Genomic DNA, 17681 nt, shown 5'->3' with positions numbered 1-17681 from the left:
GTGGCGCACAGGCCCGCTGCCGGGGCGCAGCCTGCTACGGGTCATGCCTTCGGCGAGGATTTAGGGCCATTTGGAAGCGGGTGTCAGTTCTTCAGAGCGTCTTGCAGCGCCGGCAGGAAGCGTTGTTCGTAGTCACTGCCGACCAGCGGACCGGCGTAGCGGAACAGAACCGTGCCGTCGCCCGCAATGATGAACGTCTCTGGCGGGGCGGTGACGCCCCAGTTGATGGCCGTGCGGCCCTGCGGGTCAAAGGCGACGCCTTCGAAGGGGTTGCCATCATTGGTCAGGTAGCTGGTTGCGGGGCCGACCGTGTCTTTGAAGTTCACCCCGATGATCGACAGCCCCTGCGCCTGCATATCAAGCAGCTGCGGATGTTCGGCGCGACAGGGCGGGCACCAGCTGGCCCAGAAGTTGACCAGCGTCACCTCGCCATTGGTCAGCACATCCGGTGCCGCGGCGGGAAACCCTTCCAGCGGTTTTTCCGGCAGCGCGGGGGCCATCTGCCCCACCAGCGTCGAGGGCAGCCCTTCGGGATCGGGGCGGAACATGCCAAAGGCGGCAAGCGCCACGAAACCGGCGAAGACCAGCGGTGGCGCGATCATGAGCGGAGAGATTTTAGCCATCTTTACGGGCCTCTATATCAGCAAGTGTGGCGCGGGCCTTGCGCCCTTTGTTCAAGCTCAGCCCCACCAGCCCCGCCAGCAGCAGCAGCGACACCCCATAGGCGGCCAGTACTTCGGCGGCGTATTTCCCAAGTTCCGGCATCATGCACCCCTTTCGCTGCGCGCCAGCAGCGCGCGGGCGCGGCGCAGGCGGATTTCGGTCCCTGTGCGGTACAGGACCAGCGCCAGAAACAGCAGGCCAAAGCCGACCATACTGATCAGCAGCGGGTAGAAAAACACATCCGACACGGTACGACCGCCGGTAGCCAGCGGGACAGAGGTGCCTTGATGCAGCCCCTGATTCCAGAACTTGACCGCATAGCGCGACAGCACCGCAAAGACCGAGCCTACCAGACACAGGACCGAGGTCAGGTCTGCCGCGGTATCGGGGTCCTCGACCGCTTCCCACAGGGCGATATAGCCGAGGTAGAAGAGGAACAGGATCAGAAAGGACGTCAGCCGTGGATCCCATGCCCACCAGGTTCCCCACATGGGCTGCCCCCAGATCGCACCGGTGATCAGCGCGATCACTGTCATGGTGACGCCCACAGGGGCCGCCGCCTTGGCCGCGAGGGCGCTGACGTGATGCCGCCGGATCAACCAGACCAGCGAGGCCACCAGCATCATGAACCACGCGTTGATCGCCATCAGCGCGGCGGGTACATGCAGGTAGATGATCTTGACCGTCGATCCTTGACGGTAATCATCCGGCGTGCCGAAAAAGCCCCAGCCCAGACCGACGATCAGACACAGCGCCGCCCCCCCCCAGACATAGGGTTGTACGCGGGCCGAGAGGCCTAAAAATTTCACCGGATTGGCGTATTCCCATAAAGACATGGCGGGGTTCTATCGCTCCGTTTCCTGGCACTCAATGGTCAAAAGCGCACACTCACCTTAAGGTCATCCGCAGCACCGCGGCAGAGGCGAAGGGCATGAGCGCGATGGTGCCAAAGGTGATGCCAGCCAGCAGGGTCAGAGGGGTCGTGGCGTCCAGCCCCATCGCGCCGCGGCGCGCGGCCTCTGCCCCGAAGATCAGCGTCGGTACGTAAAGCGGCAGCACCAGCAGCGACATCAGCAACCCGCCGCGTTTGATGCCCACGGTCAGCGCCGCGCCAAAGGTGCCGATCACCGACAGCGCGGGCGTGCCCAGACCCAGCGAGGCCACCAGCCACAGATACCCCGAAGGCGCGAGGTTCAGCATCACCCCCAACACAGGTGCCGCCAGCACCAGCGGCAGCCCGGTCGTCACCCAGTGGGACAGCGCCTTGACGCTCAACGCCGCCTCAAGCGGCAGCGGTGCCGTGGCCAGCAGGTCCAGCGTGCCATCCTCGTAATCCAGCGCAAGCAGCCGGTCGAGCGAGAGCAGGCAGGCCAGCAGCGCCCCCAGCCAAAGCACACCGGGCGCGATGGTCCCCAACAGATCGGGGTGCGGCCCGACCGAGAAGGGCACCAGTACGGTGACAATCAGGAAGAACGCCAGCCCGAGGCCAAAGCCCCCGCCCGCCCGAAAGGCAAGCATCAGGTCACGGCGCAGCAGGGCGATCACAGGAAAGCCTCGTCACTGGCACCGCTGCGCTGTGATGGTTTGGCGCGAAACGGGGTAATGTCAAAGCTATGCGCTTTCAGGCCAAGGTCGATATGGGTCGCGATCAGCGCCGTGCCGCCGGCCCCCAGATGCGCCGTCACCGCGGCGGCGAAAAGCCCGACGGCGGCGGCGTCCAGCGACACGGTCGGCTCGTCCAGCACCCAGATGGGCCGCCCCGTAACCATCAACCGCGCCAGCCCCAAGCGCCGCTTTTGCCCCGCAGACAAGGTGCCCGCCAGCCGGTCTTGCAGCGGCTCAAGGTCATAGGCGGCCAGTGCCTCGGTGATATCGCGTTGCCCGAAGACCTGTGCCCAGAATGTGAGGTTTTCGCGCACGCTCAGCATCGCTTTCAGCCCGTCGGCATGACCGGCGTAGGCGATGGTTTCCTCTGCCCCGTCGATCTGCCCCGACAAGGGCGGTTGCAGCCCCGCGATGCAGCGCAGTAGCGTGGTCTTGCCCGCCCCATTCGGCCCACGCAGGATCAAGGCAGCCCCCGGTTCAATCGAAAAGGACACCCCGTCCAGCACGGGCACACCGCCGCGCGCGACGGCAAGGTCGGTGATACGCAGGGTCATATCAGACGGGGATCATCGCCAAAGCGATGCGACGGCCTTCGCTGAGCAGGACGTTATACGTCCGCGCCGCCGCGGGGGACGACATGACATCCACCCCGATGCCCGCGTCTTCAAGCGTGCTGCGCAGGTCGGCCGGGATATGCGCAATCTCGGCCCCCGTGCCGATGAACAGGATGTCGATCTTGCCCGACAGCGCCAGAAGCGGGGCGTGGTCGTCGAAGCCTTGCCACGGAGAAACCCCAGAGGTGCCTGCGATCACCGGCCCTTCGAACACCTCGCCACCGATCCGGAAGAAACCGGGGCCATAGCCTTCGACGGGTTTGGCATCCGAATACACGACCTCGTTCAAACGCATGATGTTCTCCTTCTCGCGGGGGCTGCGCGATCATAGCGGATCACGCGCGAACAATACAGGTCAACTGGCGGTGAAATGGGGCGGGCCCTAAGGGCAAAGCGTCGCGCCGGATGCGGGCGCGGAACAGGCTGCCAGCAAGGGGGTGCCCTGCTGACAGCGGCATATATTACGCGTCGATGTTGGCGTATTGGCCGGTGTTGTTGTTGTCTTTCTTGGACCAGTCGCGTTTGACGCCCAGAAACAGCACGACGTTCTTGGCCACATAGACCGAAGAATAGGTGCCCACAACAACGCCCCATGTAATCGCGAAGACAAAGCCACGGATCACATCGCCGCCCAGAACCAGCAGCGCGATGAGCGCGAGCAAAGTGGTGCCCGATGTCATCAAGGTCCGGCTCAGGGTCTCGTTAACGCTGAGGTTCATGATCTCGCGCAGGTCGCGTTTCTTGTATTTGCGCAGGTTTTCACGCAGGCGGTCAAAGATCACCACGGTGTCGTTGATCGAATAGCCGATGATGGTCAGGATCGCCGCGATCACCGCCAGATCGAAGCGGATCTGCAGGGCCGAGAACACGCCAATGGTCAGCACCACATCGTGGAACAGCGCCGCGACCGCCCCGACAGAGAACTGCCATTCGAACCTGAGCCAGATGTAGATCAGGATCGCCCCGAGGGAGGCAGCAACCGCCAGAAACGCGGTCTGGATCAGCTCGCCCGACACTTTGGGGCCAACAGATTCGACCGAGGTGAAGACGATGTTCGGGGCCACGGTTTTCAACGCTTCCTCGACATTCTGGATCATCTCGGGGGATGCGGCCTCTTCGCCCTCCTGGGCCTGGATGCGGACCATCGCGACATGTTTGGTGCTGTCGCTGGCAGGGTCAAACACCTCTGAGATGGACACATCGCCAAGCTCTAGCGGATCCAGCGCCGTGCGGTAGGCCGCCACGTCCACGGCTGCGTCGCTTTGCGTACGCAGGGTCGTGCCCCCGCGGAAGTCGATGCCGTAGTTCAGGCCCATGGTGAACCACACGGCCAAGGCCAGCAGCACCGCCACACAGGACGCCCCAAAGGTCAGCTTGGCGTGTTTGAAGAAGTCGATATTCGTATCGTCGGGGATCAGTCTCAGCCGCATGGTGCGCGTTCCTATACCGTGATTGTCTTGGGACGGCGGCGTTCAAACCAGAACACCACGATCAGACGTGTGACGAAATACGCCGTAAAGACCGACGTGACGATGCCAAGCCCCAGCGTCACCGCGAACCCGCGCACAGGGCCGGAGCCAAGCACAAAGAGGATCGTTGCAATGATGAAGGTGGTGATGTTGGCGTCCAGAATGGCGCTAAGCGCGCGTTCATAGCCAAGGCTGATGGCGCGGGCCGGTCCCTTTGCGGTCTTGAGCTCTTCGCGGATGCGTTCAAAGATCAGCACGTTGGCGTCCACCGCCATACCCACTGTCAGAACGATCCCCGCGATACCGGGCAGGGTCAGCGTGGCACCAATCAGGCTTAGCAAACCAAAGATCATGCCGACGTTGATGATCAGCGCGATATTGGCAAACAGCCCGAAAAGCCCGTAGCTGGCCCACATAAAGAACAGTACCGCGCCAAAGGCGACGCTGGTCGCGATCTTGCCCGCGTCAATGCTGTCTTGCCCCAGTTCCGGCCCGATGGTGCGTTCCTCGACAAAGGTCAGACCCGCGGGCAAGGCCCCTGCCCGCAGCAAGACGGCCAGATTGGTGGATTCCTCGACAGTGAAGTTACCGGTGATGATGCCCGACCCGCCGGGGATCGCGCTTTGGATGGTGGGGGCGCTGATGACCTCGTCATCCAGCACAATGGCGAAAGGCGCGCCGATGTTCTCTGCCGTGTAGGTGCCGAACTTGCGCGCGCCGGTGGTGTCAAAGCGGAAGCTGACAGCGGGGCGGCCGTTCTGGTCAAAGCTGGGCTGCGCATCGACCAGCTGTTCGCCGGTCACGACGGGCGCGGTTTCGATGATGTAGAAGACACCGGGCGCTTCGGCGTCGGGCAAAAGCGAATTGCCCAGACCCGGTGCCGCGTTTTCGTTGGCACCACGGTTCACCACGGGGTTGAACGTCAGCTGCGCCGTGGTCCCGATGATCGCTTTCAGCTCTGCGGCCGACCCGATGCCGGGCACCTGAATAAGGATACGGTCTGCACCCTGACGCTGGATCGTGGGTTCGCGCGTGCCCACCTCGTCGATGCGGCGGCGGATGATTTCCAGCGACTGCTGCATCGTGCGCTCGTCCGTGGCCTGTTTTTCGGCATCGGTCAGCGTGATGGTGATGATGTCATTGGCACCGTTTACCACGATGTCGTTTTGCCCTGTGCCGGTCAGCGACTGCACGGGGCGGGCCAAGGCACGGGTCGCCTCTAAAGCTTGTGCCATGACAGAGGCATCGTTGATGCGCACGCGCAGCTCGCCCTTGGGGGCGTCAACGCGGCGGACCGGCGTGATCGAGCGTAACGCATCGCGGACCTCGGGCCAGGCGGCCTCCATCCGGTTGGCGTAAACGTCTTCGACATTCACTTCGGCCAGCAAATGGGCCCCGCCGCGCAGATCGAGGCCAAGGTTGACCAGACGTTCCGGCATCCACTCGGGCCAAAGCGCCTTTTGCGCCTCAAGCTCGGGGGTGGCGCCAGCAACGCTGATCGCCTTGACCGCATCATTGTGCTGTTCGACGGGTCCGTAGAACGCATTGGGCAGCGCCAGCCACAGGCCAGCGGCACAGGTGAGGATGATCAACACCCGTTTCCACAGATCAATCTGAAGCATGGTACTGCCCTTTTCTCGACACGCCCGAAGGGGCGCTTACTTGGCTGGTTCGGTCTTGGAGACGACGGTGGCGATGGTCGATTGCACAACGCGCACTTTGACGTTGTCGGCCAGTTCGACTTCCAGCTCGCCGTCATCTTTGACTTTGACGACTTTGCCGATCAGACCGCCAGCGGTGACCACTTGATCGCCACGACGCAGACCGTCCACCATTGCCTTATGCTCTTTCACCTTCTTTTGCTGAGGGCGGATAAGCAGAAAATACATGATCGCGAAGATCAGGATCAGGGGTACAAATTGCTGAATGGCTTCCATGGAGGTCGTCCTTTGTGTTGGGCGCATGCCGCAAACGGCCTGCCGTCTAAGTTTGGCGGAACCTATGGTCAGACGCGGGGCTTTGCAAGGTGGGTTCCGGGGGGAAATGGCGCTGCCCGGTGTCGCAGCCTGCAATAAGCTGTTTGCGCAAGCATCCAAGGCCCCAATCCCCCCCCCCGGCGCAACCACATCTGGCACCGCGATCCACAATCGGGCATAACGCGCGCAACGCAGATCATGCGACTCGGACGACAAAGGAACAGCCCATGCACGACATCAAAGCCATCCGTGAAAACCCCGATGCTTTCGACGCCGCCCTCGCACGGCGCGGCGACACCCCTGTAAGCGCGCAGGTACTGGCACTGGACGAGGCACGGCGGGCCAAGATTTCAGCAGCGGAAACCGCGCAGGCCGAGCAGAACAAAGCCTCCAAACTGGTGGGCGCGGCCAAGGCCAAGGGCGACGAGGCCGAATTCGAACGTCTGCGCACATTGGTCAGCGACAAGAAGGCCGAAGTCACCGCCATGCAGGCAGAGGCCAAGGATCTGGACGCGCAGTTGACCGACATGCTGGCGCGCATCCCCAACCTGCCCGCCGATGATGCCCCCGATGGCGCGGACGAGGCTGACAATGTCGAAGTGAACCGCTGGGGCGATGTACCAACGTTTGATTTCAAGGCAAAAGAGCATTTCGAGATCGCCAGTGTCGCGGCGTCAATGGATTTTGAAACCGCCGCCAAAACCTCCGGCGCGCGGTTTGTGATGCTAAAAGGTGCGGTCGCGCGGGTCCACCGAGCCTTGGCCCAGTTCATGATCGACACCCATGTCGATGAAAACGGGCTGACCGAACATATGACCCCCGTGCTGGTGCGCGACGAGGCGATGTATGGCACCGACAAGCTGCCCAAGTTCGGCGACGACAGCTATCAGACCACCAACGGTTGGTGGCTGATCCCCACCTCCGAAGTGACGCTGACCTATTCGGTCGCCGGTGACGTGCTGGAAGAGGCCGCCCTGCCCCGCCGGATGACCGCCCACACCCTGTGCTTCCGCTCCGAAGCGGGCAGCGCGGGCCGCGACACCTCGGGCATGCTGCGCCAGCACCAGTTCGAGAAGGTCGAGATGGTATCGGTCACCCACCCCGATCAATCGGACGACGAACAAAAGCGTATGCTGCGCTGTGCCGAAGACATGCTGGAACGTCTGGGCGTGCCCTATCGCACCGTGATCCTGTGCACCGGTGACATGGGCTTTGGCGCGCGCCGGACCTTTGACATCGAGGCCTGGCTCCCCGGTCAGAACGCCTACCGCGAGATCAGCTCTGTCTCGACCACGGGGGATTTTCAGGCGCGGCGGATGAACGCACGGTTCAAACCCGCAGATGGCGGCAAACCGCAGTTCGTGCACACGTTGAACGGGTCCGGTCTGGCCGTCGGGCGCTGCCTGATCGCGGTGCTGGAAAACGGCCAGCAGGCCGATGGGTCGGTCAAACTGCCCGAGGTGCTGGCCCCCTATCTGGGCGGCAAGATCACTTTGTCCGTCGACGGCACGCTCAGCTGATTGAACGCTGGGATCATCGGGCTATCTGAGGCGAGAACCACTTTTCGCAAGGTAGCCCGATGTCCCGTTCCCTTATTGCCCTTCTGACCTTTCTGCTGGCGATCGGCTTTGCCGTGTCGCCTTTTTTTGTCTCCGGCTTCAACGGCTTTTCGCCGGACCAATTCCCCATCCCCCAAGACAACCCGCCGGTGCAGCCTGCGGGCTACGCGTTCTCGATCTGGGGGCTGATCTATGTCTGGCTGATCGTTGGCATGGGCTGGGGCCTGTGGAAACGCCGCGCGGATACCCTTTGGCACGACATGCGTCTGCCGCTGGCGCTGTCGCTGTTTGTGGGCTGTTTCTGGCTTGCCGTGGCCGTGGCAAGCCCGATCTGGGCCTCCGTGCTGATCTGGGTGATGCTGGTGGCCGCGCTTTACGCGTTGTTCCGCGCCCCGCGTGAGGACCGCGGCTTTGCAGCCCTGCCCGTGGGGCTTTATGCGGGCTGGCTGAGCGCGGCCTCCTGCGTGTCTTTGGGGCTGCTGGCGGCCGGTTATGGCTGGATGAGCGGGCCAACCGCGGGGCTGGTCTTTGTCGGGCTGGCGATTGTGATTGCAGCGGGGGTGCAATCGTCGCTGATGCGCGCGCCGACTTATGGAATCGGGGTGATCTGGGCGCTGATCGCTGTGGTGGTGGCGAATGTCGCGACGGCCCCGACCGTTGCTGCGCTGGCCGCGGGGGGTGCCATTGCGTTGATCCTGCCCACCTACCGGTCATGGCGGCGCGGTTAAACGCAAAGAACCGGAGTTTTAAAACTCCGGTCCCGATTTTTCGAAAGCTCTACAGTCCCTAGCGGTCCTTGCGGTGCCCGTCGGTATGTTTGCGCAGCTTCGACGGTTTCGCTTTTTTGCGCCCCTTATAGGGGTTGGCGTCCGACTGGCCGCGCATCCACAGGCGGATCGGCGTGCCCGGCATATCAAAGTCGAGCCGTAACCCGTTGACAAGATAGCGGTTATAGCTTTCCGGCACCTTATCGGGGTGGCTACACATGACCACGAACCCCGGCGGGCGGGTCTTGGCTTGGGTCATATAGCGCAGCTTGATACGCTTGCCCTGCGGCGCGGGGGGCGGGTGCGCCTCCATCATGCCAGACAGCCAGCGGTTCAGCTGTGCGGTGGTGACACGGCGGTTCCAGACCTCATAGGCGCGCATGATCGCGTTGTGCAAACGGTCCATCCCGCGCCCGGTCTTGGCCGAAACGGTCACCAAAGGCGCGCCCTTGAGCTGCGGCAGAAGCCGTTCAAAGCTTTCGCGCAGGTCTTTCAACTTGCCCTGTTTGTCGGTCTCAAGGTCCCATTTGTTCACGGCAACCACAACGGCGCGGCCTTCGCGTTCGGCCAGATCGGCGATGCGCAGGTCTTGCTGTTCAAAGGGGATGTCCGCATCGAGCAGAACCACCACAACCTCGGCGAATTTCACCGCGCGCAACCCGTCACTGACGCTCAGCTTTTCGAGCTTTTCCTGCACCTTGGCGCGTTTGCGCATCCCGGCGGTGTCAAAGATCCGCATCGGCACGTCGAACCAGTCGGTTTGCAGCGAAATCGCATCACGGGTGATCCCCGCTTCCGGTCCGGTGAGCAGACGATCCTCGCCCATAATCTGGTTGATCAGGGTGGATTTACCCGCGTTCGGACGCCCTACGACGGCCACCTGCAAGGGCTTGGTCTTGGTGGGGACGGGCACGGGTGCCTCTTCGTCGCCCAGTTCGGCTTCTTCCTCGGTCAGGTCCACATCTGTTTCCGGCGCATCGGTTTGCGCCCGCTCGGCGAAACCGTCAGCGATTGGCATCAGATGGGTGTAAAGATCGTTCAGCCCCTCGCCGTGTTCGGCAGACAGGCGGATCGGTTCGCCAAGGCCAAGGCTGTAGGCCTCGATCACACCGGCGTCGGCGGCTTTGCCTTCGGCCTTGTTGGCGGCCAGAATAACATGGGCAGATTTCTTGCGCAGGATATCGGCAAAGACCAGATCGGACGGCGTGACCCCCACGCGGGCGTCGATCATGAACAGGCAGATGTCCGCCATATCCACGGCACGTTCGGTCAGGCGGCGCATCCGGCCCTGCAAACTGTCGTCGGTGACTTCTTCAAGTCCGGCGGTATCCACCACAGTGAATCGCAGGTCGGCAAGCCGCGCCGCGCCTTCGCGCAGATCGCGCGTCACACCGGGCTGATCATCGACCAACGCCAGCTTTTTACCGACCAGACGGTTGAACAGCGTGGATTTCCCGACGTTGGGACGGCCCACAATGGCGAGGGTGAAAGACATGGAACGGCTCCGAAGACTAGGTCAAGCCCGCCGCTTAGCCTATTTGCGGCCTAACGGAAAGCGTGCAATTGCCCTTTCGCGGATACGACGTACAGAACGCCCCCCGCCACGACCGGCGCAGTGGTCGCCCCGCCGGGGATCGTCACCTGTGCAACCAGCGCGCCATTGGTGGGGTCAAAGCTGCGCAGCGTGCCATCGCTAGAGGCCACGATCACGCGACCACCGGCAAGGATGGGGCCGTAGTTGCCAAAGACCTCAGACTGGCGCTTGGGCTTGTCCTTGACGAAATTCGGCAGCGGTGTGCCCCAGATGCGGGTGCCGGTGCTGGCATCCAGACGCACCAGCTCGTTCAGGTCGGTCACGACAAAGACGCTGTCGCCTGCGGGCCAAACGGGGCCGATCGCGCCTTCGCGCGCGGTCCACTGGCGTTCGCCGCCGCCAAGGCTCAGTGCCGCCAGACGGCCCGACTGGTTGCCCACGTAAACGGTATCGCCAGAGATTACCGGCGCGCTTGTCACGTCAGAGATATTGGCCAGCGCGCGCCCCGGACGTTTGCCCACGACAGACGTGTTCCAACGATCCAGCCCGCCCTGACGGAAGAGCCCTTGCACCTCGCCCGAGCCAAAGGCTAGCACGGCGATCTGCGATCCCACGGCGGGGGCCGGTGCGCCAAGCACATTGTTGATGCTGCTGGTCGATCCGGTCTGCCATTGCACGCGGCCATTGGATTTGTTCAGCGCCCAACCGGTATCGTCGCCGGAGGTGAAATAGACCATATCCCCAAAGACTGTCGGGGCCCCCGATCCGGTGCCATCGATATCCTGCGTCCAGCGCGTGCCGCCACTGTCGACATCCAGCGCCGTGACCGACCCGAAGCCGAGCGAGACGTAGACTGTGTTGCCATCGACGGCCAAGCCGCCACCGGTCGCATCGCCCTGCCCGTCGCTTTGCGGCGTCAGGTCACGCGTCCAAAGTGTGGCTCCCGATGTGGCAGAGGTCGCGGTGACCGTCGCACCGGAATCGATGGTGAACACGCGCCCGCCCGACACGACAGGCGTCGCGGTGATGCGTTGCTTGCGGCTGTCGCCCTTCCCGATAGAGGCAGACCACGCAAGCTGCGGCGCTGCACCAAGCGCGGGGTGGCTGACGCGTGTGCTTGGCGTGCCAGAGCTTTGCGACCAGCTGGCGTTAGTGGTCGCTGCAGGCAGCGAAATCGCGCGTGTTGTATTGGCTGGCACCGGCGCATCGGCGGGGGCTGCAAAGCCGTCGCTGCCTTGCAGGACCGATCGCACATCCTCGCGCACGCCGGGCAGGATCACCTCTGGTTCGGCGCAGGCCGACAGCAGCAGCGATGCCACCACCGCCCCCATCCCAAGTGTGGCACGGCGCGTCGACGTGGGTTTCAAGGAGATGCTGTGGAGAATGGTCATGGCCCTGCTCGCTTTGCTCTTTAAGTCCGTGTCACCTGAAAGGTTCAGGCAGGATTAGTTATTGTCTGCATCCAGCGCCGGCACGGTGTCCGTTTGCGGCGCGGGGGCTGCGGTACCCATTTGCGGATCCCCCCCCAAGGCGACAATCACCTGAAGGGCGCGTTGTTGCAAGTCCGAGGTCACATCCGCGTCGTTCAGGATACCCTGATAGCGTTCGATCGCCGCCTCGGGGGCGTCTTCTTCGATGTCGATCATGGCCAGTTGTTCTTGCGCCAGCAAGCGCAGGCTGCTGCCGGGCTGCGCCAGATTTTCCAACGCCAGACGGCGTTCATTGGCGGGCATATCCGATCCTTGCAGGGTAATCGCCTTGAACTGGGCGATTTCGCGATAGATCGCGGGCACATCCGCATCCAGCCCGATGCCGTTCAAGGTGGCGACGGCGGCGTCGGTCTCGCCTGCTTGGGCTTGTTCGGCGGCGGTCAGCAAGCCCAGCATGGCACCGGCGCGGGGGTTTGTGGCCTCGATTTTTTCAAAGGCGGCAGCGCGGGCGGCTGTATCTTCGGCGGAAAGCGCTGCAAACATCGCGTCGCCAAGGGTTTCCGCCTCTGCGCGGGCCTGTGCTTTCTGGTATTCGTTCCACGCGGCCCCACCGACCAGCAGGATCACGGCCAGCACCGCAATCCAGCCATAGCGCTTGAGCATAAAGTAGAACCGGTCGCGGCGGACCTCTTCGTTTACTTCGTCGATGAAACTGTCTGTATCGCTCATGTGGTACCCGTCCCGCCTGATTTAACGCCCCTCTTAACCTGCGGCTGCGGGGCTGCCAAGGGCTTGGCTGCACAGCAAGTGACCCACGCGTTGTTCACAAGGTCGCATGTCGCAAGTTTTTTCAATAGTGAACTATGCAGTTCAGTTTTATTCGCTTAAGCATTTGGCCCTATAGCATACGACATATTGCGGTGCCGCAACGCCCGCGTTTCACTGAACCGAGGCCCGAATGCGCATCTTCCCCCTTCTGGCGGCCATCGCCGTTTCCGCCCTGATGTATATGGCAATTTTCGAACGTGACGCCCTGTTGGGGCTGGCACAGGGGGCCGCGCAACCTCCGGCGCCTGCGGTGGATGCCGACAGCACCGATACCGCGTCCCCGTCAGATGTGGCAGAGCCCGCGCGGGTGAAGGTCGTGGTGCAGCGCAGCGCGGCGGCACCGCTTGCCTCCGCCGTGATCGTGCGCGGTCAGACCACGGCGGCGCGGCAGGTGGCGGTCAAGGCGGAAACCTCTGCCGTTGTGGTATCGGCCCCGCTGCGCAAGGGCGCGACCGTGAACGCGGGCGATGTGCTGTGCGAGCTGGACCCCGGCACCCGTGGTGCGCAACAGGCAGAGGCGCAGGCCCGCCGCGACGAGGCACAATCCCGCGTCCCCGAGGCACAGGCCCGCGTGGCCGAGGCGCAGGCCCGTCTGGATGAAACCCTGATCAAGCTGAACGCGGCACAAAAACTGGGCGAAGGCGGGTTTTCGTCGCAGACCACGCTGGCCACCGCCGAAGCAGCTGTCGCCGCCGCGCGCGCTGCACTCAGCTCTGCCGAGGCGGGGCTGAATGCGGCACATTCCGGCATTGAGGCTGCGGAGGCCGCCGTTGCCAGCACCCAGGCCGAGATTGACCGGCTGACCCTCACCGCGCCGTTCGAAGGGCTGCTGGAAAGCGACACCGCAGAGCTTGGCAGCCTGCTGCAAACCGGATCGCTCTGTGCGCAGGTGATCCAGCTTGACCCGATCAAACTGGTGGGCTTTGTCCCCGAGACCGAGGTTGACCGCGTCAGCCTTGGCGCGCAGGCACAGGCGCGGCTGGCCGCGGGCGACCGCGAGATCGCAGGCACCGTCACCTTTATCTCGCGCGCCTCCGATCCGACGACGCGCACCTTTCAGGTGGAAATCGAGGTGCCCAACCCCGATCTGAGCATCCGCGACGGCCAGACCGCCGAAATCGCCATCGCCTCGGCCGGGGTCGAGGCGCATCTGCTGCCGCAATCGGCCCTGACGCTGAATGATGACGGCACCCTTGGCGTGCGTCTGATCGACGCCGAGAATACCGTTGATTTCGCCGCAGTCACACTTGTGCGCGACACGCCCGAAGGCATCTGGGTCACCGGCCTGCCCGCGCAGGCAGATGTCATCGTTCTGGGACAGGAATATGTCACCGCAGGCGTGACCGTGACCCCGACCTTCCGCGACGAGGCCCCGGAATGAGCGGCATGGTCGATTGGGCCGCGGGCCGTGCCCGTATGGTCATGGCGTTTATCCTGCTGAGCCTCGTGGTGGGGGGCTATGCCTATTCCACCCTGCCCAAAGAGGGCGAGCCTGACATCGAGATTCCGGCGCTTTTCGTCTCGGTCCAGTTTCCGGGCATCTCTGCCGCGGATAGCGAAACCCTGCTGGTCAAACCGATGGAGACGGAGCTTTCCGATCTGGACGGGCTGAAGACCATGACCGGCACCGCCGCCGAAAACTACGCCGGTGTCGCGCTGGAATTCGAATTCGGCTGGGACAAGTCCAAAATCATGGCCGACGTGCGCGACGCGATGAGCACGGCGGAATCCAAATTCCCCGAAGGCTACGAGAAATATTCGATCACAGAGATCAACTTTTCCGAATTCCCCATCATCATCGTCAACCTGACCGGCCCCGTTCCCGAACGTACCATGGCCCGCGTCGCGCGTGATCTGCAGGACGCGCTGGAAGGTGTGGATGCGGTGCTTGAAGCAGGGTTGGCGGGCGACCGTGACGAGATGCTTGAGGTGCTGATCGATCCCTTGCGGCTGGAAGCCTATGACGTGACCGCGGGCGAGCTGATCAATGTGGTGCAGAATAACAACCAGTTGATTGCCGCGGGCGAAGTGCAGTCGGATCAGGGCAGTTTCTCGGTCAAGATCCCGTCCTCCTTTGATGAACCGCGCGATGTCTATGCGCTGCCGGTCAAGACCAACGGCGACCGCGTGGTGACACTGGGCGATCTGGCGACCATCAACCTGACCTTTGAAGACCGCGAAGGCACCGCACGGTTCAACGGGGAAAAGACGCTGGCGCTGCAGGTGGTCAAACGCAAGGGCTATAACCTGATCGACACCTCCACCCAGGTGAAAGAGATCGTCGCTGCCCAAAGCGCCGCCTGGCCCGAGGGGCTGAAAGCCGCTGTCACGCTTGGCACCTCGAACGACCAAAGCCGCATTGTCGACAGTATGGTGCAGCAGCTTCTGGGGTCGGTCTTTACCGCGATTGCGCTGGTGATGATCGTGGTGCTTGCCGCCCTGGGGATCCGTGCGGCCCTGCTGGTGGGCTTTGCGATCCCCACGTCGTTCCTGCTGTGTTTTGCCTTTCTCGCGCTGATGGGGATTTCCATCTCGAACATCGTGATGTTCGGGCTGATCCTTGCGGTGGGGATGCTGGTGGATGGCGCGATTGTTGTGGTGGAATATGCCGACGCGCGCCAGCAACAGGGCGAAGGCCCCATGGCCGCCTATGTCGAGGCCGCCAAACGCATGTTCTGGCCCATCATCTCGTCCACCGCGACCACCCTTTGCGCCTTCCTGCCCATGTTGTTCTGGCCCGGCGTCCCGGGGGAGTTCATGGGCATGTTGCCGGTCACGCTGATCTTTGTGCTCTCCGCCTCGCTGGTGGTGGCGCTGATCTATCTACCCGTCATGGGCGGCGTCACCGGACGGCTGGAACGCTGGATGGCGCAGAATATGACTGCCATCGCCAAGCTGCGGTTCTATCTGCATCTGCTACTGTTTCCCATTGTCGCCGCGATGATCGCCCTGCCATTGGCGCTGATGCAGCCGCTTTTTGCCGTGATCTCGGCGCAGTTCGCGGGCATGGATGGGCTGGATATCCTTGGCTCGGTCATTCCGGTCTTTGCCGTGGTCTTTATCTGCATCTCAGTACTCTGCGCGCTGGTGGCGGTGGCGATATCGGGCGTGCTTTTGGGGCTGACCAGCTTTTTCGCGCTGTTCACCCGCATGGGGCGCGGGGGCCGCTGGGTCACCTCGCGGCTGTTCCGCAAAGAGCCCACCGTGATCAAGGCCGGCTACCGTCGATCCGGATTCGGGCGGCTCATTGCCTTTATCGCGGGCAATCCGGTGATGCCGCTGGTGGTCGCGGGGGTCGTCTTTGTCTTTGTCGGCACCACGATGATCTTCTTTGGCAACAACAGCAAAGGCGTGGAATTTTTTGTCGAATCCGAACCCGAGCAGGCGATCGTCTATGTGCTGGCCCGGGGCAACCTGTCGCTGGCGGAAAAAGACGCGATCATGCAGCAGGCGGAGGCGATTGTGCTGGCGCATCCCGGTGTCTCTACCGCCTTTGCCTTTGCTGGTGAGGGCGGGCTCGACAGCAATACCGGCGGGGCGCAGGCCCCCAAGGACAGCATCGGTCAGGTGCAGCTTGAAACCATCCCGTGGGAAGACCGCGCCCTTCGCCCGGAACTGGACGGCGACATCGTGATCGCAGAGCTCACCGAAGCGCTGAGCGCGATCCCCGGCATCAAGATCGAAATCCTTGCACAGGCGCGCGGCCCTGCGTCGGGCAAGCCGGTGCATCTGCGTCTGAAATCCGACAGTTTCACGGACCTGATCGCCGCGACGGCACAGGCCCGCGATACCTTCGAGAAAACCCCCGGCCTGACCCTGATCGAAGACACCCGCCCCCTGCCCGGCATCGACTGGCAGATCGACGTGGATGTCGCCAAGGCGGGGCAATACGGGGCTGATGTGGTCACCGTCGGCGCGATGGTACAGCTGGTCACCCACGGGCTGCTGCTGGACACGATGCGGGTCGACAGTTCGGACGAAGAGATCGAGATCAGGGTGCGCCTGCCGCAAGAAGATCGTGTGCTCAGCACGCTGGACACGCTGAAGGTGCGCACGGTGGATGGGCTGGTGCCGCTGTCGAACTTCATCACCCGCACACCTGTGCCCAAGCTGGCAGAGATCAACCGGATCGATCAGAAACGCTATCTTGATGTGAAGGCCGATGTCTTCCCCGGGCTGGTCAAACTGGTGCGCACGGTGGATGCCTCCCAAGGCACCGCGCAAGCGGGCACAGAACAGGCGGGCACGGGACAGGCGGGCACGGGACAGACGGGCGAGACGACAATCACCCTCGCTACGATGCGCCCTGCGGGGGACGCGGGCGATATCACCGGGCCCGAGGGCGCGGCCTTCAAGATCACCAACCGGACCAAGGCCGCCCAAGGCGTCGATCTGCAACAAGAGCTGGACAATGGCAGCCTGCGCATGATCCCGATCAATGCCAACGAACGGATTGCGGAGCTGACCAAATGGCTGGAAACCCGGCCCCTGCCCGCGGGCGTCAGCTATGAATGGACCGGCGACCAAGAGGATCAGGCCGAAAGTCAGGCGTTCTTGTCCTCGGCCTTTACCGCGGCACTGGGCTTGATGTTCATCATCCTGCTGGCGCAGTTCAACAGCATCTACAACTCGGTGCTGGTGCTGCTGGCGGTGGTGCTATCGACCACGGGCGTGTTGATTGGCATGTTGGTGATGGATCAGACGTTTTCGATCATCATGACGGGCACGGGGATCGTGGCGCTGGCGGGGATTGTGGTGAACAATAACATCATCCTGATCGATACCTATCAGGAGTTCAGCCAGTACATGCCGCGGATCGAGGCGATCATTCGCACGGCGCAGGCCCGTATCCGCCCCGTACTGCTGACCACCATCACCACGATGGCAGGGCTTGCGCCGATGATGTTCGGGCTTAGCCTCGACTTTGCCAATGGCGGCTACACCATCGACAGCCCCACGGCGCTGTGGTGGAAACAGCTGGCAACGGCGGTGGTCTTTGGTCTGGGCATCGCGACGGTGCTGACGCTGCTGGTCACCCCGTCCATGCTGGCGATCCGCGTGTGGGCCACCACCTACGCCCGCTGGATCGCGCGGCTGCTGGCCAAGATGTCGCTGGGGCGCGCCAGCAAATCCGCGCAGGACTGGGCGCTGGCGCGTGATGCACGCAGGCTGCAAACAACCGTGATCCAGTGGGAGGACACCGGACCGCCGGTCCATACCCCACCGGCGGAATGAC

Annotated in this window: 16 protein-coding genes; 4 read left to right on the top strand and 12 right to left on the bottom strand. The window is 63.1% G+C overall.

From position 1 onward, the window contains the following. Positions 1 to 83 precede the first annotated feature (83 nt). From B4F27_RS09600 to yajC, 9 genes are all read right to left on the bottom strand, one after another. A complete protein-coding gene (locus tag B4F27_RS09600) occupies positions 84 to 623 on the bottom strand; it encodes a DsbE family thiol:disulfide interchange protein (RefSeq protein ID WP_037943946.1) in 540 nt (179 codons plus the stop codon). Beyond that, entirely contained in the window at positions 616 to 765 is a 150-nt protein-coding gene (ccmD, locus tag B4F27_RS09595; protein ID WP_107277682.1) for a heme exporter protein CcmD, read from the bottom strand. Before ccmD ends, B4F27_RS09600 begins: the two co-directional genes overlap by 8 nt. Further along, complete coding sequence (locus tag B4F27_RS09590) at positions 765 to 1499, bottom strand: heme ABC transporter permease (protein ID WP_005852651.1); 735 nt, start codon at positions 1497 to 1499, stop codon at positions 765 to 767. The genes ccmD and B4F27_RS09590 overlap by 1 nt, the downstream gene beginning before the upstream one ends. A 52-nt stretch (positions 1500 to 1551) precedes the next feature. Then, positions 1552 to 2208, bottom strand: a complete 657-nt coding sequence (gene ccmB, locus B4F27_RS09585; protein WP_180827469.1) for a heme exporter protein CcmB — start codon at positions 2206 to 2208, stop codon at positions 1552 to 1554. Next, the gene (gene ccmA, locus B4F27_RS09580; RefSeq protein ID WP_286759536.1) at positions 2205 to 2822 is read right to left on the bottom strand and encodes a heme ABC exporter ATP-binding protein CcmA; all 618 of its coding nucleotides are present in this window, start codon (positions 2820 to 2822) and stop codon (positions 2205 to 2207) included. The genes ccmB and ccmA overlap by 4 nt, the downstream gene beginning before the upstream one ends. 1 nt (position 2823) lies before the next feature. Further along, positions 2824 to 3177 carry an Mth938-like domain-containing protein gene (locus tag B4F27_RS09575; RefSeq protein ID WP_286759535.1) on the bottom strand — a complete coding sequence of 118 codons (354 nt, stop codon included), beginning with the start codon at positions 3175 to 3177 and terminating at the stop codon, positions 2824 to 2826. Between the two features lie 166 nt (positions 3178 to 3343). Further along, a complete protein-coding gene (gene secF / locus B4F27_RS09570) occupies positions 3344 to 4312 on the bottom strand; it encodes a protein translocase subunit SecF (protein ID WP_286759534.1) in 969 nt (322 codons plus the stop codon). 11 nt (positions 4313 to 4323) lie between these two features. Continuing rightward, positions 4324 to 5973: a protein translocase subunit SecD gene (gene secD, locus B4F27_RS09565; protein WP_286759533.1), complete on the bottom strand. Its 1650-nt coding sequence runs from the start codon at positions 5971 to 5973 to the stop codon at positions 4324 to 4326. 36 nt (positions 5974 to 6009) lie between these two features. Then, a complete protein-coding gene (yajC, locus tag B4F27_RS09560) occupies positions 6010 to 6288 on the bottom strand; it encodes a preprotein translocase subunit YajC (protein WP_005852640.1) in 279 nt (92 codons plus the stop codon). A 266-nt stretch (positions 6289 to 6554) separates the two neighbouring features. On the opposite strand from yajC, the gene serS reads away from it, so the two are divergent. After that, positions 6555 to 7847 (top strand): serine--tRNA ligase, encoded by a 1293-nt coding sequence (serS, locus tag B4F27_RS09555; protein WP_286759532.1) that lies wholly within the window; start codon positions 6555 to 6557, stop codon positions 7845 to 7847. 59 nt (positions 7848 to 7906) lie between these two features. Continuing rightward, positions 7907 to 8614 carry a tryptophan-rich sensory protein gene (locus tag B4F27_RS09550; RefSeq protein ID WP_286759531.1) on the top strand — a complete coding sequence of 236 codons (708 nt, stop codon included), beginning with the start codon at positions 7907 to 7909 and terminating at the stop codon, positions 8612 to 8614. 58 nt (positions 8615 to 8672) lie between these two features. On the opposite strand, the gene der is transcribed toward B4F27_RS09550, so the two are convergent. From der to B4F27_RS09535, 3 genes are read right to left on the bottom strand one after another with little or no spacing between them, the layout of a single operon-like run. After that, positions 8673 to 10148, bottom strand: a complete 1476-nt coding sequence (gene der / locus B4F27_RS09545; RefSeq protein ID WP_260001826.1) for a ribosome biogenesis GTPase Der — start codon at positions 10146 to 10148, stop codon at positions 8673 to 8675. A 50-nt stretch (positions 10149 to 10198) separates the two neighbouring features. Beyond that, on the bottom strand, positions 10199 to 11578 hold the full coding sequence (locus B4F27_RS09540; RefSeq protein ID WP_083350865.1) for a PQQ-like beta-propeller repeat protein: 1380 nt from the start codon (positions 11576 to 11578) through the stop codon (positions 10199 to 10201). A 54-nt stretch (positions 11579 to 11632) separates the two neighbouring features. Beyond that, complete coding sequence (locus B4F27_RS09535; RefSeq protein ID WP_005852627.1) at positions 11633 to 12346, bottom strand: tetratricopeptide repeat protein; 714 nt, start codon at positions 12344 to 12346, stop codon at positions 11633 to 11635. Positions 12347 to 12575: 229 nt separating this feature from the next. On the opposite strand from B4F27_RS09535, the gene B4F27_RS09530 reads away from it, so the two are divergent. After that, positions 12576 to 13826 carry an efflux RND transporter periplasmic adaptor subunit gene (locus B4F27_RS09530; protein WP_286759530.1) on the top strand — a complete coding sequence of 417 codons (1251 nt, stop codon included), beginning with the start codon at positions 12576 to 12578 and terminating at the stop codon, positions 13824 to 13826. Beyond that, a complete protein-coding gene (locus B4F27_RS09525; protein WP_286759529.1) occupies positions 13823 to 17680 on the top strand; it encodes an efflux RND transporter permease subunit in 3858 nt (1285 codons plus the stop codon). Before B4F27_RS09530 ends, B4F27_RS09525 begins: the two co-directional genes overlap by 4 nt. Position 17681: the final 1 nt, after the last annotated feature.

It is taken from the genome of Sulfitobacter sp. UBA1132, from assembly GCF_002311545.1.
Taxonomy (GTDB): domain Bacteria; phylum Pseudomonadota; class Alphaproteobacteria; order Rhodobacterales; family Rhodobacteraceae; genus Sulfitobacter; species Sulfitobacter pontiacus.
The sequence above is the reverse complement of the archived record's forward strand: the minus strand, read 5'-3'. Positions and strand labels throughout refer to the sequence as shown.